The 15,774-nt window shown below is 71.1% G+C and carries 16 protein-coding genes; 7 read left to right on the top strand and 9 right to left on the bottom strand.

Annotated elements, in window-relative coordinates; genetic code table 11:
• Nucleotides 1–23 precede the first annotated feature (23 nt).
• The 4 genes from E0493_RS14590 to E0493_RS14575 form a co-directional block, all read right to left on the bottom strand.
• Nucleotides 24–482, bottom strand: coding sequence for a GtrA family protein (locus E0493_RS14590; protein ID WP_160937833.1), 459 nt, complete (start codon nt 480–482; stop codon nt 24–26).
• Entirely contained in the window at nt 483–1,517 is a 1,035-nt protein-coding gene (locus E0493_RS14585; protein ID WP_160937831.1) for a glycosyltransferase family 2 protein, read from the bottom strand.
• Between the two features lie 223 nt (nt 1,518–1,740).
• Nucleotides 1,741–2,214, bottom strand: a complete 474-nt coding sequence (locus tag E0493_RS14580) for a RidA family protein (protein ID WP_160937829.1) — start codon at nt 2,212–2,214, stop codon at nt 1,741–1,743.
• 59 nt (nt 2,215–2,273) lie between these two features.
• Complete coding sequence (locus E0493_RS14575; protein ID WP_160937827.1) at nt 2,274–3,797, bottom strand: TSCPD domain-containing protein; 1,524 nt, start codon at nt 3,795–3,797, stop codon at nt 2,274–2,276.
• 220 nt (nt 3,798–4,017) lie between these two features.
• On the opposite strand from E0493_RS14575, the gene E0493_RS14570 reads away from it, so the two are divergent.
• The 7 genes from E0493_RS14570 to E0493_RS14540 all read left to right on the top strand — a co-directional run bounded on the left by E0493_RS14570 (nt 4,018) and on the right by E0493_RS14540 (nt 9,609).
• Nucleotides 4,018–4,377: an NADH-ubiquinone oxidoreductase subunit NDUFA12 family protein gene (locus tag E0493_RS14570; protein ID WP_160937825.1), complete on the top strand. Its 360-nt coding sequence runs from the start codon at nt 4,018–4,020 to the stop codon at nt 4,375–4,377.
• A complete protein-coding gene (gene mlaD / locus E0493_RS14565; protein ID WP_367614519.1) occupies nt 4,370–4,900 on the top strand; it encodes an outer membrane lipid asymmetry maintenance protein MlaD in 531 nt (176 codons plus the stop codon). Before E0493_RS14570 ends, mlaD begins: the two co-directional genes overlap by 8 nt.
• A complete protein-coding gene (locus tag E0493_RS14560; protein ID WP_160937823.1) occupies nt 4,897–5,136 on the top strand; it encodes a hypothetical protein in 240 nt (79 codons plus the stop codon). Before mlaD ends, E0493_RS14560 begins: the two co-directional genes overlap by 4 nt.
• On the top strand, nt 5,133–5,510 hold the full coding sequence (locus E0493_RS14555) for a DUF2155 domain-containing protein (protein WP_160937822.1): 378 nt from the start codon (nt 5,133–5,135) through the stop codon (nt 5,508–5,510). The genes E0493_RS14560 and E0493_RS14555 overlap by 4 nt, the downstream gene beginning before the upstream one ends.
• Nucleotides 5,511–5,654: 144 nt before the next feature.
• Entirely contained in the window at nt 5,655–6,404 is a 750-nt protein-coding gene (gene otsB / locus E0493_RS14550; protein WP_160937820.1) for a trehalose-phosphatase, read from the top strand.
• Entirely contained in the window at nt 6,401–8,194 is a 1,794-nt protein-coding gene (locus tag E0493_RS14545) for a glycoside hydrolase family 15 protein (RefSeq protein WP_160937812.1), read from the top strand. Before otsB ends, E0493_RS14545 begins: the two co-directional genes overlap by 4 nt.
• Nucleotides 8,182–9,609, top strand: a complete 1,428-nt coding sequence (locus tag E0493_RS14540) for an alpha,alpha-trehalose-phosphate synthase (UDP-forming) (protein ID WP_160937914.1) — start codon at nt 8,182–8,184, stop codon at nt 9,607–9,609. Before E0493_RS14545 ends, E0493_RS14540 begins: the two co-directional genes overlap by 13 nt.
• A 135-nt stretch (nt 9,610–9,744) precedes the next feature.
• On the opposite strand, the gene aat is transcribed toward E0493_RS14540, so the two are convergent.
• From aat to accB, 5 genes are all read right to left on the bottom strand, one after another.
• Nucleotides 9,745–10,395, bottom strand: a complete 651-nt coding sequence (gene aat / locus E0493_RS14535; RefSeq protein WP_160937810.1) for a leucyl/phenylalanyl-tRNA--protein transferase — start codon at nt 10,393–10,395, stop codon at nt 9,745–9,747.
• A 38-nt stretch (nt 10,396–10,433) separates the two neighbouring features.
• Nucleotides 10,434–11,141, bottom strand: a complete 708-nt coding sequence (locus tag E0493_RS14530) for a virulence factor family protein (protein ID WP_160937809.1) — start codon at nt 11,139–11,141, stop codon at nt 10,434–10,436.
• Nucleotides 11,138–13,780 (bottom strand): bifunctional lysylphosphatidylglycerol flippase/synthetase MprF, encoded by a 2,643-nt coding sequence (mprF, locus tag E0493_RS14525; protein ID WP_160937808.1) that lies wholly within the window; start codon nt 13,778–13,780, stop codon nt 11,138–11,140. Before mprF ends, E0493_RS14530 begins: the two co-directional genes overlap by 4 nt.
• A gap of 157 nt (nt 13,781–13,937) precedes the next feature.
• Nucleotides 13,938–15,281: an acetyl-CoA carboxylase biotin carboxylase subunit gene (gene accC, locus E0493_RS14520; RefSeq protein ID WP_160937806.1), complete on the bottom strand. Its 1,344-nt coding sequence runs from the start codon at nt 15,279–15,281 to the stop codon at nt 13,938–13,940.
• Nucleotides 15,282–15,293: 12 nt separating this feature from the next.
• A complete protein-coding gene (accB, locus tag E0493_RS14515; RefSeq protein ID WP_160937804.1) occupies nt 15,294–15,764 on the bottom strand; it encodes an acetyl-CoA carboxylase biotin carboxyl carrier protein in 471 nt (156 codons plus the stop codon).
• Nucleotides 15,765–15,774 lie beyond the last annotated feature (10 nt).

Below are 15,774 nucleotides of genomic sequence, written 5' to 3'. Positions count from 1 at the left end.
GAGAACTCCGGAATAGCCGCGGTTCAGCCTTCCGGCCGCGAACCGTAGACGACGAGACTGTTGAGGACGTAGCCGAAGGCGAATGTGGCCACCACCGAGCCGAGCTTGGCCGCCAGCAGAGGCATGAAGCCCGAGAGCACCGCGAGCGAGGCCAGCGACACCGCGAGACAGGCGAGGTTCACCGCCACGAAGCGCAGCACGCGGCTCAGCGAGGCCAGCCGCACCTGCCGGCTGCGGAAGGTCAGCCTGCCGTTCAGCAGGTAGCTGTTCAGCGCGCCCAGCGAATAGCTGAGGGTGTTGGCGGCGAGCGGCGGAACCGGCGTGAAGGTCACGAGAAGGGTGAAGGCCAGCAGGTCAACCGCCGTGTTCACCACGCCGACACCGGCGAAGAGCAGCATCTCCCGCAGGCGCGTGGCCCGCGCGGTCGCCCCGCCGAGGGGAACCGCGCCCGCCGGAGGAACGGATCGAAGCCGTGCAGGCACTCAGCGCTCCCCGGACCAGGCCGCCACGACGTCGTCGCGCATCCCCGGCTCGAGGCGGGAGAAGTTGCTCGGCACCTCGTGCAGATGCTTGCCGGCGCGGATCGACTTCACCATGAAGAGCGGACGCCCCTTCGTCTCCTGCACCAGCCGGCCGAGATATTCGCCGAAGACGCCGAGCATCAGCATCTGCAGTCCGCCGAGGAAGGCGATGGCGGTGATGATGCTGGCCCAGCCCGCCACCACGACGTTCTGCGACCATTGGTAGAGCGCGTAGAGCAGCAGCAGCATCGAAAGCCCGGCGGTGACGAGCCCGACCCAGACGGCGATCCGCAGCGGAACGGTCGAGAAGCTCGTGATGGCATCCACCGCGAAGCGGATCATCTTGCTCAGCGGGTATTTCGACGAGCCGGCGAAGCGCGCATGCCGCTCATAGGGCAGCGCCACCTGGTTGCCCCCGATCCAGCTCACCATGCCGCGGATGAAGCGCTGCCGCTCCGGCATCAGCAGAAAGAGGTCCACGACGCGCCGGCTCATCAGCCGGAAGTCGCCGGTGTCGCGCGGGATCGGCACGCTCGTCAGCTTCGTCAGCATGCGGTAGAACAGCCCGGCCGTCGCCAGCTTGAACCAGGTCTCGCCCTCGCGGGAGACGCGCTGGCCATAGACCACGTCGGCGCCCTCATCCATGCACGCCATCATCGCGCCCAGCAGCTCCGGCGGATCCTGCAGGTCGGCGTCGATCAGCATCACCCGCTCGCCGTTGGCGACATGCAGGCCGGCGGTCGCGGCAAGCTGGTGGCCGTGGTTGCGCAACAGGCGGACACCGACGACGTGGGGGTCATCGTCGGCGAGGGCCTCGATCACCTGCCAGGTGGCATCCTTCGAACCGTCATCAACCAGGACGATTTCGTAGGACCCGGTCAGTCCGCTACAGGCTGCTGCGACCCGCCCGTGGAATTCCCGCAGGCTTTCCTCTTCGTTGTAGCAGGGAGCAACCACGGAGACGAGCGGCCGGAGCTTGGTCCGGATTGTTTCCATGCAGCGCGGGATCCTCTGACGGGGCGTCTCCTTTATAGAGGCCACTTCGCCAAAAAAAGATCACGACTCCGCGCGAGCCTCTCACGCCGCCGTCAAAGCCGCAGCCGCGTGCACATTTTCCGGGCAGGAGGGTGGCAGGGAATAGTCTTATGCCGCGGAAATAGTCATTTGCTGCCGGAAGGGGAGAATTTCCACGCCTTCCCCCTCCGGCAGCCGAGGGTGCTCAGTCGAGCTCGAACATGCCTTCGACCTCCACCGCCGCATCCATGGGCAGCGAGGGAACCCCGATCGTGCTGCGGGCATGTCGCCCCGCCTCGCCGAACACCGCCACCGCCAGGTCCGAGGCGCCGTTCATCACCATCGCATGCTGGGTGAACTCCGGTTGGCAGGCGATGAAGCCGCCCAGGCGGGCCACCCGCGTGACCCGGTCGAGGTCGCCGCTGGCCGCAACCCTGAGTTGTGCAAGCACGTTGATCAGGCAGAGCTGCGCCGCCTGCTGCCCCGCCTCGACGCTGACCGTGTTGCCGAGCTTGCCGGTATAGGCGACCACGCCCTCGCGCATCGGGACCTGGCCCGAGACCACCACCAGCTTGCCGCCGGCCAGGCTGGTGAAGGGTACGTAGTTGGCCACCGGCGCGGCGGGGGTGGGCAGGGTGATGCCGAGCTCGGCAAGGCGCGCTTCAATGCGACCGGCCATGGGTCGTCTCCTCGGGCAAGGGAAGGATCGGGCGGCGGGCAGGTCGGCGCGGCGGCGCCTCAGCCGACCAGTCGGAAGGTTCGGCGCCGCGCCGCCGGCGAAGGCTGCACCGGCAGGTTCAGCGGCAGCATCGGGCCACGGTCGGCCGGCGTGCCGGTCGCCTCGGCCGCGCACTCGTCGAGCGACGGGTCGGGCCAGAGCTGCCGCGCCGCCGCCGCGTCCAGATAGGCCATGGCCAGGCGGCGAAAGGTCCAGTCGAGCACCGAGGTGGCGCAAAGGATCTCGCCGTCGCCTTCCACCACGCCGGCCGGGCCGAAGCGGGTATAGGCGAAGGCGGACACATAGTCGGACAGCGGCACGCCGCGCGCGAGGCCGATGTTCACCGATTGCAGGAAGCCTTCCAGCAGGCCGCGGAAGCCGCTGCCCTCCTTGCCCATGGAAAGGGTGATCTCGGCCAGGCTGCCATCCGGCGCCTCGGCGGCGCGCAGCGTCACGCGGTGGCCGCCGACCAGCACCTTCCAGACCGTGCCCCCGGCCAGCGCCGGGCGCGGCGCCGGCAGCGGGCGGGCCGGCTCGGGGCGCGCCATCGGCGCAGGGCAGGCGGCATGCAGATACGGGGCGACGGCCCGCTCCATCGCGGTGCGGGCCGAGTCGGGCGCAGGTGCCAGCAATGCGGCGGCGCGCTCGCCATGCAGCGCGCCGGCGCGCAGGGCGGCGCGGGTCGGCCGCTCCGTCACGCCGCCATCCTGCGCCTGCACGTAGCGCGTGGCGCCCTGGGCGGGGGCGAAGCCTCCCGTTTCGGCGCCAAGCAGCGCCTCGGCGGCGTCGGGCGCGGTCAGCACGAAGCAGCCCTGGTGGCGCAGCCCATGGGTGGCGCCGGCGGCGTCCAGCGCGCGACGGGCGGCCAGGGCGAGGCCCGGCACCGCGCAGCGCGCCGGCGGCGCCGGCCAGAGCAGGGCGGCCGGTTCGCGCGCGCCCAGCCGCTCGGCCAGGCGCGCGCTGGCGCATTCGGCGGCGCCGCGGGTCAGGGCCGCGAGGCAGCCGGCAACGTCACGCGCCGGCTCCGAGTCGTAAGGCAGCCCCAGCGCCGCCAGCAGCCCCGCCAGGTCGGCGAAGCCGAGGCGCAGCCGGGCGGCCTTGCCGCCGGTCAGGATTTCCAGCACCAGCACGGCCGTGCCGGCGGCCGCCGTGTAGGCGCCCGCGTCGAACCCGCCGACTTCGTCCAGGAAAGCGGGCAGGTTCAGCACGAAGCGCGGCTCCCCCTTGCCCTCGCCCCGCCAGGTGGCGGCACCCGGCGCACCCCGGCGGGAGAGCACCAGCCGGCGCAGCGACTCGGCCAGCCCGGGCGCCTCGGCAGGCTCCAGCAGTCCGGCCTGCAGGCCGCGGCCGACCAAGCGGCCGATCCAGCCTTCCGCCAGGGCCGGCAGCGCCGCCGGCCCGGTGCCCGGCGCCAGCAGGGCGAGCGCCGCGGCGGCCTCGTCCTCCCAGGTGGCAGGCAGCGCCACGTTGCGCGGTTCGGAATCCGGATCTGCCGCCGCGCGCGTGCGCCGCAGCGCGATACCTTCCCAAGCGGTGCCAGCCATGCGTGCCATGCGCCCAGGCTAGACCGGCCGCGCGTGGCGTGAAAGGCGCATCCGGTGGCAAATCGGCAAGCCCTTCGCCAATATGATGCCGGATGCCGGCGCACCTTCCCCCAGCCCCCCGCATGTGCGAAGGAAGCGCCCGCAAGAGCGCTCCCCCTCCCCCGCGTGGCGCGGCTCCCCGCATGAGCCTGCCGCGCAGCCTTGATGGAAACGACCGAGCATGTCCTTCCTGCAGCGGCTGACCACTGGCCTCTCCGCCAGCAAGATCGGCACCGACCGCTTCGGCAACACCTACTGGGAGAGCCGGAAGTCCTGGCTCGGCTATGGCCGCAAGCGCCGCTTCGTCCTGTACAACGGCGCCCCCGAGCCGACGAAGGTGCCGCCCGAGTGGCACTGCTGGCTGCACCACATCACCGAGGCCCCGCTGCCCGAGCGGCCGCTCTATGCCTGGCAGAAGGAGCCGCGCCCGAACATGACCGGCACGCCGCAGGCCTACCGCCCGCCCGCGCACAGCCGCGCCGCCGCCGTCCAGCGCCCGCCCACGGCCGGCGACTACGAGGCCTGGACGCCCGGTGCCTGAGCAGGCGATGCAGCAGCGGAACTGGGCCGAGGTCGCGACCGGCGCGCTCATCCTGCTGGTGGCGGCTGCCTTCCTGGTCTTCGCCATCGGGCAGTCCGGGCGCAGCCTGAGCACCAATGGCGGCATGACCCTGACCGCCCGCTTCGACCGCATCGACGGGCTGGCGCCCGGCGCCGACGTGCGCATCGGCGGCGTGAAGGTGGGCTCGGTGCTGGAGCAGCGACTCGACCCCAGGACCTACCTCGCCGTGCTGCGCCTGAGCCTGCAGCCCGGCATCGAGCTGCCGACCGACAGCTCCGCCGAGATCACCTCCGAGGGCCTGCTGGGCGGCAAGTATGTCGCCCTGGTGCCCGGCGGCGCGGCGGACATGCTGCGGGACGGCGGCACCATCACCATCACCCAGTCCTCGGTGAGCCTGGAGGCGCTGCTCGGCCGCTTCATCTTCTCGGTGACGCAGATGAACGCTTCCGGCGGCGGCCAGGAACAGGACGGCGAAAAGGCGCCGGCGCCCGCGCCGCGATGAGCCCGACCCCCCCCTCTCACTGGCCGGGCGCCGACGGACAGCCCGTCTCCTGCCGCGAGAAGCTGAAGGTGCTGGCCGAGAACTACGAGGAGGCCGCCACCGTGCTGCGCGACATGTTCGAGGACGCGCTCCTGATGGGGGTGGACGAGGCGGCGATGCGCCGCATCCTGGCCGAGATGGTGGCGTCGTTGCCCAGCCCGCGCCGCCCAGGCGGCGGAACGGGCGGCGCGGCATGATCCGCCGCCTTCTCGCCGCGCTGCTGCTGGCCCTCGCGCTCGCTGCTCCGGCCATGGCGCAGCAGGATCCGGGCTGGGTGCCCAAGAACACCGCCAGGCTGCAGGCGCTGGACAAGGTGACGGCCCGTGTGACCGTGCTCGACGTGGCGCTCAACCAGCCGCTCCGGTTCGGCACCCTGCGGATCATCGTGCGCGCCTGCAACGCCCGGCCGCCTGCCGAGGTGCCGGATGCCGCCGCCTGGCTGGAAGTGCTGGAGACCCGCAAGGACCCCCGCGGCGTGCCGGTGTTCCAGGGATGGATGTTCGCCAACGCACCCGGTGTCTCGATGCTGGAGCACCCGGTCTATGACCTGCGCGTGCTGGAGTGCCACTGAGGCGGTTTCAGGCGAGCGGTTTGTCACAAAACTGTGATTCTTCCCTGTGATCGGCAACGAATTCCTGCCCCGGCGTTCGTTTATGGCTTTTTCGAGGCGCCAGAGGGTTCCCCTCGCCGCAGAGGGGGTCATATCAGGGACATCATGGAGCAAACCGCCTTTTCCGACGGCCCGCCCGTGCCTCCGCCGCTGCCTGGAAGCCAGGCAGCCCTTTTCCTGGACCTCGACGGCACGCTGATCGAGATCGCGCCACGGCCGGACGCCGTGGTGGTGCCGCCCCACCTGCCCGGGCTGCTGGGCCGGCTCTCCGCCAGCCTTGGCGGCGCGGTCGCCATCGTCACCGGCCGCGGGCTGGAGGTCGCCCGCGGCCTCACGCAGTCCCCGCCCATCGCCTTCGCCGCCGAGCATGGCACCATCATCGAGGGCGCCGGCGCCACCGCGGGAATCCCGCCGATGCCGCCGCCGCCCTCGCCGCCGCGCGGCTGGCGGAAAGACGCCGAAGCCTTTGCCCGCAGCCATCCCGGCCTGCTGCTGGAGGAGAAGCGGCATGGCTTCGTGCTGCATTTCCGCGCCGCTCCCGAGCTCGGCCCGATGGCCACCGCCTTTCTGGAGGACATGGTGCGGAACAGCGACTTCCAGGTCATGCCCGCGCATGCCGCTGCCGAGCTGCGGCCGCGCAGCGCCGACAAGGGCACGGCGGTCCGCTGGCTGATGCAGCATCCGCCCTTCGCCGGCCGCACCCCGCTCTTCATCGGCGACGACGTCACCGATGAATACGGCATCACCGCCTGCAAGGAGCTGGGCGGCACCGGCTACCGCATCCCCCGGGACTTCCCCGGTCCCTCCTCCGTGCATGACTGGCTCCTGCGGCTGGCCGACGACCTGGCCGCATGACCCAGCCGCTCGACCTGGCGCCGGTCGGCAATGGCATCATTGCCGGCCTGTTCGACCGTCGCGGCCGCTGTTCCTGGCTCTGCTGGCCGCGCTTCGACGGCGATCCCATCTTCTGCGCCCTGCTCGGCGGGGAAGAGCCGCAGGACGGCTTCATGGAATGCGCGATGATCGGCCTGCGGGAATCACGGCAGGCCTATCGCCGCAACACCGCCGTGCTGGAAACCGAGCTGGAGGACGAGAACGGCAACCGGCTGCGCATCATCGACTTCGCGCCGCGCTTCCGCCGCTTCGGCCGCAGCTTCCGCCCACCCATGCTGGTGCGGCGGATCGAACCGCTTTCCGGCACGCCGTTGATCCGGCTGCGCATCCGCCCGCGTGGCCATTGGGGGCGGGACGTGCCGGAGCGCCGCGCCGGTTCCAACCACCTACGCTACTTCTCCACCGAATCGGCACTGCGCCTGACCACCGACGCCCCCCTCGCCTGCGTGGCCGAGGAGGCGCCCTTCCTGCTGGACCAGCCGGTGACGCTGCTGCTCGGGCCGGACGAAACCATCGCGGGAGCCGTGGAGGACCTTGGCGACGAGTTCCTGCGCGAGACGGAGAACCACTGGCTCGACTGGACGCGCGGCCTGCACCTCCCCTTCGAATGGCAGGAGGCGGTGATCCGCGCCGCCATCACGCTGAAGCTCTGCACCTTCGAGGAGACCGGCGCGGTGGTGGCGGCGCTGACCACCTCCATCCCCGAGGCGCCGGACACCGAGCGCAACTGGGACTACCGCTACTGCTGGCTGCGGGACGCGCTGTTCACCGTGCAGGCGCTGAACCGCCTCGGCACCACCCGCACCATGGAAGAGTACATCCGCTACGTGACCAACGTGGTGGCCATCTCCCCCGGCGGCGAGCTGAAGCCCTGCTACCCGCTGGTGCCCTCCCTCTCCATGCATGAGCGGCTGGCGGAATCGCTGCCGGGCTTCCTCGGCATGGGGCCCGTGCGGGTGGGCAACCAGGCCGCCGACCAGGTACAGAACGACGTCTACGGCTCCGTCATCATGGCGGCGGCGCAGATGTTCTTCGACAAGCGCCTGCCCCGGCCGGCCGGCGAGCCGCTGTTCCGCCTGCTGGAGCGGCTGGGCGAGCAGGCCGAGACGCGCGCCCTGACGCCGGATGCCGGCATCTGGGAATATCGCGGCCGGGCACGCGTCCACACCTTCTCCGCCGCCATGTGCTGGGCCGGCATGGCCCGGCTGGCCGGCATCGCGCGCCATCTGGGCCTGCCCGACCGCGCCGAGCGCTGGGCGAAGTCGGCGCGCGAGTTGCACGCGGTGATCTGCGAGCGCGCCTACCGGCCCGCGCTCGGCTGCTTCGTGGAAAGCTTCGAGAGCGACGGCATGGACGCCTCGCTTCTCCTCCTGCCGGAGATCGGCTTCCTGCCCGCCAACGATCCCCGCTTCATCGGCACGCTGGCGGCGGTGGAGAAACGCCTTTTGCACGATGGCTTCATTTATCGTTACGATATGGCGGATGATTTTGGGAAACCTGAAACCGCCTTCCTCGTTTGCTCGTTTTGGTACGTGGATGCGCTCGCCGCCGCCGGTCGCATGGAGGAGGCGCGCACGATGTTCGGGAGCATTCTATCGTGCCGGAATCACCTGGGACTGCTGGCGGAGGACTTGAACCCGAAACGGAATCAACTCTGGGGGAATTTTCCTCAGACTTATTCCCATGTTGGTCTGATTCTCTCGGCGATGCGTTTGAGCCGTTCGTGGGAGCACGGTCTGTGGGGCGGGTAGTTGTCGTCTCCAACCGTGTGGCGGTGCCACGGCGAGGCGAACCGACCGCCGGTGGCCTCGCCGTCGCCCTGAAGGACGTGCTGAAGGCCAGTGGCGGCCTTTGGTTCGGCTGGAGCGGCGAAACCCGCAAGGAGCCTTCGCCGGAGGCCAAGCAGCTTCGCTCGGGCGGCATCGACTACGCCACCATCGACATCGCCGATGCCGACCACCAGGGCTTCTACGCCGGCTATTCCAACAACACGCTCTGGCCGCTGTTCCATTTCCGGCTCGGGCTGATGGAGTACGACCGCGGGGAGGCCGCCGCCTATCGCCGGGTGAACCGCCAGTTCGCCCAGGCGCTGATGCCGCTGCTCGGCCCGAAGGACACCATCTGGATCCATGACTACCAACTGATCCCGATGGCGGCGGAGTTGCGCGCGCTCGGCGCCAAGCAGCGCATCGGCTTCTTCCTGCACATCCCCTTCCCGCCCTTCGCGGTGCTCTCCGCCCTGCCGGACGCCGAGCAGGTCCTGAAGGACCTGCTGGCCTATGACCTGGTGGGCGTGCAGACCAAGCACGACCTCGGTGGGCTGATCAACTGCTTCCAGGAAGGGCTGGGCCTGAGCCCCGATGCGACCGGGGGCGTGCGCGGAGAGGTGGCCGGCACCATGCGGCGCACCCAGCTTTCCGCCCACGCCATCGGCATCGACACCCGCGGCTTCGCCACCATCGCGCGCAAGGCGGCCTATGGGCCTGACACCCAGCGCCTGGTGGCCAGCATGGGCGACCGCTCGCTGATCGTCGGCGCCGAGCGGCTGGACTATACCAAGGGCCTGCCGCACCGGATGCGCGGCTTCGCCGCCCTGCTGGCGCACTTCCCGGAGCACCTGAACCGCGTCACCTACCTGCAGGTGGCGGCGCGCAGCCGCAACGAGGTGGCCAGCTACCGCAACCTGCGGCGCGAGCTGGACCAGCTCGCCGGCCGGATCAACGGCGACTATGCCGAGTTCGACTGGACGCCGGTGCGCTACGTCGCCCGCGCCGTGGCGCGCGACACCCTGGCCGGTTTCTACCGCGTGGCGCGGGTCGGGCTGGTCACGCCGCTGCGGGACGGCATGAACCTGGTGGCCAAGGAATATGTGGCGGCACAGGACCCGGAGGATCCCGGCGTGCTGATCCTGTCGCAGTTCGCCGGTGCCGCCGAGAGCATGGAAGGCGCGCTGATCGTCAATCCGCTCGACGCCGTGGCGATGGCCGAACAGCTCGACCGCGCGTTGCGGATGCCGCTCGACGAGCGCAAGGAGCGCTGGGAAAGCATGATGCGCGGCCTGGAGGAGCAGACCGCCACCCGCTGGGCCGAAAGCTTCCTGGCCGAGCTGGAGGAACTGCCCCTGCCGGAGCAGAACCTGCTCTGGGCCTCGCCCACGCGCAACTGAGGGAAAAGGCCGGGGAAAGGAATTCCTCCGACCTCCCTTCTTTGCTTTTTCGCGGTCCCGCGCTGGTGACCCGCGCGCCGCCAGGCCGACGGAAGAAGAACGGGGGTCCGGGGGAACTCCTTCCCCCGGGCTTTTTCAGCCCCGCAACGCGCGGATCGCCGCTTCCAATCCCTCTGGCGCCGGCAGCCAGCGGGCGGGCGCGGCCAGCGCCGCATCCAGCCGGCGCTTGTATTCCACGCGCGGAATCTCAACCGTGCCGAACTGCGCCAGGTGCTCGGTGATGAACTGGGTGTCCAGCAGCGTGAAGCCCCCCAGCCGCAGCCGCGCCACCAGGTGCACCAGCGCCACCTTGGAAACGTCGCGCGCCCGGCTGAACATGCTTTCGCCGAAGAAGGCGCCGCTCAGCGCCACGCCATAAAGCCCGCCCAGCAGCTCGCCCCCACTCCAGACCTCGATGGAATGGGCGTGGCCCATGCGGTGCAGCTCGGTGAAGAGGCGCTCGATCTCCGGGTTGATCCAGCTGTCCTCCCGCCCGGGCGCGGGCGCGGCGCAGCCGGCGATCACCCCGGCGAAATCGGCGTCGGCCGTCACCGTGAAGGCACCGGAAAGGACGGTGCGGCGCAGCCGCCGCGGCAGGTGGAAACCGTCCAGCGGCAGGATGCCGCGCAGTTCCGGGTCCAGCCAGTAGAGGCGCCGGCCTTCCCGCGATTCGGCCATGGGGAACAGCCCGGCGCGATAGGCGCGGAGCAGCAGGTCGGGGGTGATTTCCACCGGGCGGCGGGGCATGCGCGCCATCATGACCGCGCCGCCGCCCCGGCGCCAGCCTAGCCGGCGGGCCTCGGCAGCCGCGCCAGGATGCGCTCGGCCAGCGCATCGTAGTTCTCGTCGAAGTGGTGCCCGCCGCTGGTGCGGATGATCTCCGCCGCCGTTCCCTTGAAGGCGAGGCAGGCGGTCTCGTCCTCCTCGTCCGAGCCATAGACGCATTGCACCAGGGCGGGCGGGAGGCCGGCGATCTCGGGCGCGGTCGGCAGGGCGCTGGGCCGCGCCATGCCGATGAAGTCTCCCACCTTGATCTCGAAGGCGGCGTCCTTGGCGAAGGCGAGCAGCGAGATCAGCACCACCCGCTCCCTGCTGGCCGGCTTCATCCGGTTCCAGGCGAAGGGCATCACGTCCGCGCCGAAGGAATAGCCGATCAACGCCACCTTGGGCGTCTGCCACTTCTCCGCGTAGAGGGCGATGACGCGGTCCAGCTCGGCGGCCACCTCTTCCGGAGAACGGCGGGTCCAGAACCAGTTCAGCGTATCGAAGCCCAGCACCGGCACGCCGTGGTTGCGCATGTAGCGGCCGATGGTGCGGTCCAGGTCGCGCCAGCCGCCATCGCCGGAGAGGATGATGCCGAACACGTCGCCGCGCTTCTGCTTCGCCGGCAGTTCCACCAGCCAGGAGGAGGTGTCGCGCTGCGCCCAGGCCGACTGGATCAGCGCGGGCAGCGCCAGCGCGGCGGCCGCCCCCAGCATCAGGCGTCGCTTCATTTGCCGATCACTCCCCGCAAGCCGCCGGCCTGCAGCGCCGCCACGTCGGCCAGGACGACCCAGGGGTCGAGCCCGCCCGGCGTGCAAAGGTAGCGCGGCTCCCAGACCGGCTCGAACTTCTCCTTGAAGGCCCGCAGGCCCCGGAAGTTGTAGAAGCGCTCCCCTCGGCGGAAGACCAGCCCGCCCAGCCGGTACCAGACCGGCGCCAGGCGGTGGGCCGCCAGGCCGGAAAGCGGCGCCATGCCCAGGTCGAAGAAGTCGTAGCCCAGCTCCTTGGCGCGCAGGATCAGCCGCAGGAACAGGAAATCCATGGTGCCGGGCGGCACTTCCGGCATCTGGCGCATCAGGTCGATCGACATTTCCCGGCGCTGCTCGGGCGTCTCCAGCAGCGTGGCGAAGGCGATCGCCTGCCCTTCCCGGTCGCGCACCACGGCGACGGATTGCGCGGTGACGTAGTCCGGCTCGAAGGCGCCGAGGGAAAAGGCCTTCTCCCGCGCCTTGTGCTGATCCAGCCAGGCGCGCGAGACCGCCTCCAGCTCCGGCAGCAGCGATGCCACCGCCTCGGGCGGCAGCACCTCGAAGGTCAGCCCCTCGCGCTCGGCCCGGTTCAGCGCGCTGCGCAGGGGCTGTCGGGACTTGCCCTTCAGCTCGAAGGCGGCGAGCGGCACCCGCGCGGCCTCGCCCAGCTTCAGCGGGCGCAGCCCGGCATCGATGTAGAGCGGCAGGCTCTCCGGCCGCACCTGATAGAAGGCGGCGCGGCCACCCTGGGCATCGGCCATCTCGACGAAGCGCCAGACCAGGTCCACCCGCCGCTCGCGCGCCCCCACGGGATCGAACAGCCCGATCCAGGAACGGCCGCGGCGGCCATACATGATGAAGGCGTCGCCCTCGGGAGCGAAGAGCAGCGCCTTGTCGCCCATCCGCACGAGGTTGGCGTCCGCCCGGCCCTGCGCGGCGACAATGGCGGTGGCGCGCGCCAGCTCCTCCGGTGTCGGCGGGTGCACCCGGCTGCGGGCGGGGCGCAGCAGCGTCCAGAGCCCCGCGACGAACAGCGCCAGCACCGCGCCGAGGGTGGCGCGCATGTTGCGCGGCGTGCTGGCGTCCAGCTCGAAGCGCCACCAGAGCTGGCGGGAATACTCGACGTCCCGGTGGGCGAAGAACAGCAGCCAGGCGGCGGCGGCAACCACGCCGATCACCGCCAGCCACCAGCCCGGCGTCAGGCTGGGGGTCAGCATCCGCGCCCGGCGGTCGAAGCGCTGGCGCGAGACCACCAGGGCGACGCCGAGCAGCACCAGCAGCGGCAGTTCCAGTTCGCCGCCGCCGCGGGCGATGGAAAGCACCAGGCCCGCGCCGGTGAGGCAGGTGGCCAGCCACCAGGCGCCGTCCAGCCGGTGCACCAGCCCGTGGGCGACAAAGATCAGCGCCAGCCCGCCGACGCTGGCCAGCAGGTGCGAGGCCTCGAAGAGCGGCAGCGGCAGGGCGGGCGCAAGCAGGCCGGGCGTCACCCCGACCGGCGGGGTGACCCCCCCAAGCAGCAGCGCCGCTCCGGCGGCGAAGGCCCCGGCGCCCAGAAAGCGCGGCATCAGCCGGGTGGCGGCGCGCACCGCGCGGGTGCCGCCCTCCAGCAGGTGGGCGCGGCGGCTGACCTCGAAGCCGGCCAGCAGCAGGATGGCCAGGCAGAGCGGCAGGGCGAAGTAGATCACCCGGTAGAGCACCAGCGCCGCCGCCACCTGGTCCAGCGGCACGGCGCTGTTGTGGAAGGCGAGCAGCACCACCGCCTCGAAAACGCCGATGCCGCCGGGCAGGTGGCTGGCGGCACCGATGGCGATGGCCACGGCGTAGAGCGCCATGAAGGAGGGCAGGTCCACCGCGCCAGGCGGCAGCAGCAGCCACAGCACCGTGGCGGCGCCGCCGATGTCCAGCAGGGAGATCACCCCCTGCAGCAGGATCAGCCGCGCCGGCGGCACCCGCAGCACAAAGCGGCCGAGCCGCAGCCCCTTGCGCAGCCGCCCCAGCACCGCCACGCCGGCCAGCGCCGCCAGCAGCGCCGCGGCGACCAGGCGCAGCAGCGTGGCGGAGAGGCCGAACCAGCCGGCCAGCGCCTCCGCCTCCAGCAGCAGGCCGAGCGCCGCCACCGCATAGAGCCCGAGCACGAAGCTGGCGGTGACGAAGACCAGCACGCGGCCGATCCGCGTCGGCTCCAGCCCGGTCGCCGCGTAGATCCGCCAGCGCACGGCGCTGCCGGTGAAGGCGCCGACGCCGAGCGTGTTGCTCAGCGCGAAGCCGCAGAAGGCGGCCAGCGCGCCGATGCGCGGCGGCACCGCGCCCGGCGCGAGGTGGCGCAAGGCGGAAAGGTCGTAGCCCATCATCGCCACGAAGCTGAGGGCGGCGGCGCCGGCGGCGGCGGCCAGCACCGCCGGGCGCGCCGACTGCAGCGCGGCGACCACCTGACTGTAGTTCAGCTCGCGCGAAAGGGCCTGCAGGGCGCCCAGCGCCAGGATGGCGAGGAGCACGCCGCCGGCCAGCAGCAGCCATGGCCGCAGCACCGCCAGCCACCGCCTGTCGCGCATCCCGGCGGGCGGTGCGCCCTCGGATTGGGCGGGCGCCGGCTCAGGGGTTTCGGCGGTGAGGCCGTTCATCAGCTTTTCTCGAAATACCGGGGCATGCACGGGGCAGTCTGCCCGCGGGCCGTAGCGAAACAATGATGACGCTGTGGCAGGGTTGCCATGAATCAGGCGCTGGCCCCGGCGCCTGCGCGCCAGGGTCAGCCCTTGTCCGATCCTGTTCCGGCGGCCTTCAGTCGCGCAGGCCGACAAAGCGCTCCAGCCAGTGGATCGTGTAGTCGCCGGCCTGGAACTGCGCATCCTCCATGATGCGCTGGTGGAGCGGCAGGGTGGTCCGGATGCCGTCCACCACCATCTCGGACAGCGCCCGGCGCATGCGGCCGATGGCCTCGGCGCGGGTCTTGCCGTGCACCACCAGCTTGGCCACCAGGCTGTCGTAGTGCGGCGGCACGGCGTAGCCGGAGTAGAGCGCGCTATCCACCCGCACGCCGAGCCCGCCCGGCGCGTGGTAGGTGTTCACCCGCCCGGGGGAGGGCGCGAAGCTCTCCGGGTCCTCGGCGGTGATGCGGCACTCGATGGCATGGCCGCTGAAGGTGATGTCCTCCTGGCCATAGCCGAGCTTCTCGCCGGCGGCGACGCGGAGCTGCTCCTTCACCAGGTCGATGCCGCAGACCATCTCGGTCACGGGATGCTCGACCTGCAGGCGGGTGTTCATCTCGATGAAGGCGAACTGCCCGTCCTGCCAGAGGAACTCCAGCGTGCCGGCATTGCGGTAGCCGAGCTGGGAAAGGCCCTGCGTGACCTGGGCACCGAGCGCGTCGCGCTCCTCGGCGGTGAGCGCGGGGGAGCCGGCCTCCTCCACCAGCTTCTGGTGGCGGCGCTGCAGCGAGCAGTCGCGCTCGCCGAAATGCACCACGTTGCCATGGGTGTCGGCCAGGACCTGCAGCTCGATGTGGCGCGGCCGGTCCAGGTACTTCTCCATGTAGACGGCGTCGTTGCCGAAGGCGGCCTTGGCCTCGGTGCGGGCGACCCGCCAGGCCTCCTCCAGCTCCTCGGCGGAGTGCGCCACCTTCATGCCGCGCCCGCCGCCGCCGGCGGCGGCCTTGATCAGCACGGGATACATGATCCGCTCGGCGACCTCGCGCGCCTCCTCCAGGCCGGCCAGCTCGCCCTCGCTGCCCGGCACCAGCGGCACGTTGAGCGACTTCATCGCCTGCTTGGCGGCGATCTTGTCGCCCATCATGCGGATATGCTCGGGCGAGGGCCCGATGAAGGTGAAGCCGTGCGCCTCCACCATCTCGGCGAAGCTGGCATTCTCGGACAGGAAGCCATAGCCGGGATGGATCGCCTCCGCGCCGGTGATGCTGGCGGCCGAGAGGATGTTGGCGACGTTCAGATAGCTGTCGCGCGCCGCCGGCGGGCCGATGCAGACGCTCTCATCGGCCAGCCGCACATGCATGGCGGTGGCGTCGGCCGTGGAATGCACGGCCACGGTGCGGATGCCCATCTCCTGGCAGGCGCGATGGACGCGCAGCGCGATTTCGCCGCGATTGGCGATCAGCACCTTCTTGAACATGGCTTGGCGCCTTTACTCGACCACCATCAGCGGCTCGCCGAACTCGACCGGCGCCCCGCTCTCGACCAGGATGCGCGTCACCGTGCCGGCCTTCGGCGCCTTGATCTGGTTGAAGGTCTTCATCGCCTCGATGAGCAGCAGGGTCTGCCCGGCGGCCACCTTGGCGCCCGGCGTGACGAAGGGCGCCGCGCCCGGCTCGGACGAGAGATAGGCGACGCCGACCATGGGCGAGGTGACGGCACCGGGGGTGCTGGCATCCACCGCCGCCTCGGCGGCCGGGGCCGCGGCCTGCACCATGGCCGGCGCGGCGGCCGGCACCGCCGCGACGGGCGCCGCCGCCATGGCCACCGGCGCCATCGCCACGCTGCGGGTGACGCGGACGCGGCTGTCCTTGTCGGCCAGTTCGATCTCGCTGAGGTCGGTCTCCCGCAGGATCTGCGCGAGCGCCCGGATCGCTTCCGGGCTGAAGGAAATGCCGCTCATAACGTTTCTC

Origin of the sequence: Teichococcus coralli (assembly GCF_009829925.1) — a bacterium.
GTDB classification, from domain to species: Bacteria; Pseudomonadota; Alphaproteobacteria; order Acetobacterales; family Acetobacteraceae; genus Pseudoroseomonas; species Pseudoroseomonas coralli.
Note: the sequence above shows the minus strand (reverse complement) of the source record. Positions and strands in the feature narration are given on the sequence as shown.

Bases quoted from the DNA above. Each gene is read 5' to 3' on its own strand.
- E0493_RS14585 (WP_160937831.1), bottom strand. From the start codon at position 1,517: ATGGAAACAATCCGGACCAAGCTCCGGCCGCTCGTCTCCGTGGTTGCT.
- E0493_RS14580 (WP_160937829.1), bottom strand. From the start codon at position 2,214: ATGGCCGGTCGCATTGAAGCGCGCCTTGCCGAGCTCGGCATCACCCTG.
- E0493_RS14575 (WP_160937827.1), bottom strand. From the start codon at position 3,797: ATGGCTGGCACCGCTTGGGAAGGTATCGCGCTGCGGCGCACGCGCGCG.
- E0493_RS14570 (WP_160937825.1), top strand. From the start codon at position 4,018: ATGTCCTTCCTGCAGCGGCTGACCACTGGCCTCTCCGCCAGCAAGATC.
- E0493_RS14560 (WP_160937823.1), top strand. From the start codon at position 4,897: ATGAGCCCGACCCCCCCCTCTCACTGGCCGGGCGCCGACGGACAGCCC.
- E0493_RS14555 (WP_160937822.1), top strand. From the start codon at position 5,133: ATGATCCGCCGCCTTCTCGCCGCGCTGCTGCTGGCCCTCGCGCTCGCT.
- otsB (WP_160937820.1), top strand. From the start codon at position 5,655: ATGGAGCAAACCGCCTTTTCCGACGGCCCGCCCGTGCCTCCGCCGCTG.
- E0493_RS14545 (WP_160937812.1), top strand. From the start codon at position 6,401: ATGACCCAGCCGCTCGACCTGGCGCCGGTCGGCAATGGCATCATTGCC.
- aat (WP_160937810.1), bottom strand. From the start codon at position 10,395: ATGCCCCGCCGCCCGGTGGAAATCACCCCCGACCTGCTGCTCCGCGCC.
- E0493_RS14530 (WP_160937809.1), bottom strand. From the start codon at position 11,141: ATGAAGCGACGCCTGATGCTGGGGGCGGCCGCCGCGCTGGCGCTGCCC.
- mprF (WP_160937808.1), bottom strand. From the start codon at position 13,780: ATGAACGGCCTCACCGCCGAAACCCCTGAGCCGGCGCCCGCCCAATCC.
- accC (WP_160937806.1), bottom strand. From the start codon at position 15,281: ATGTTCAAGAAGGTGCTGATCGCCAATCGCGGCGAAATCGCGCTGCGC.
- accB (WP_160937804.1), bottom strand. From the start codon at position 15,764: ATGAGCGGCATTTCCTTCAGCCCGGAAGCGATCCGGGCGCTCGCGCAG.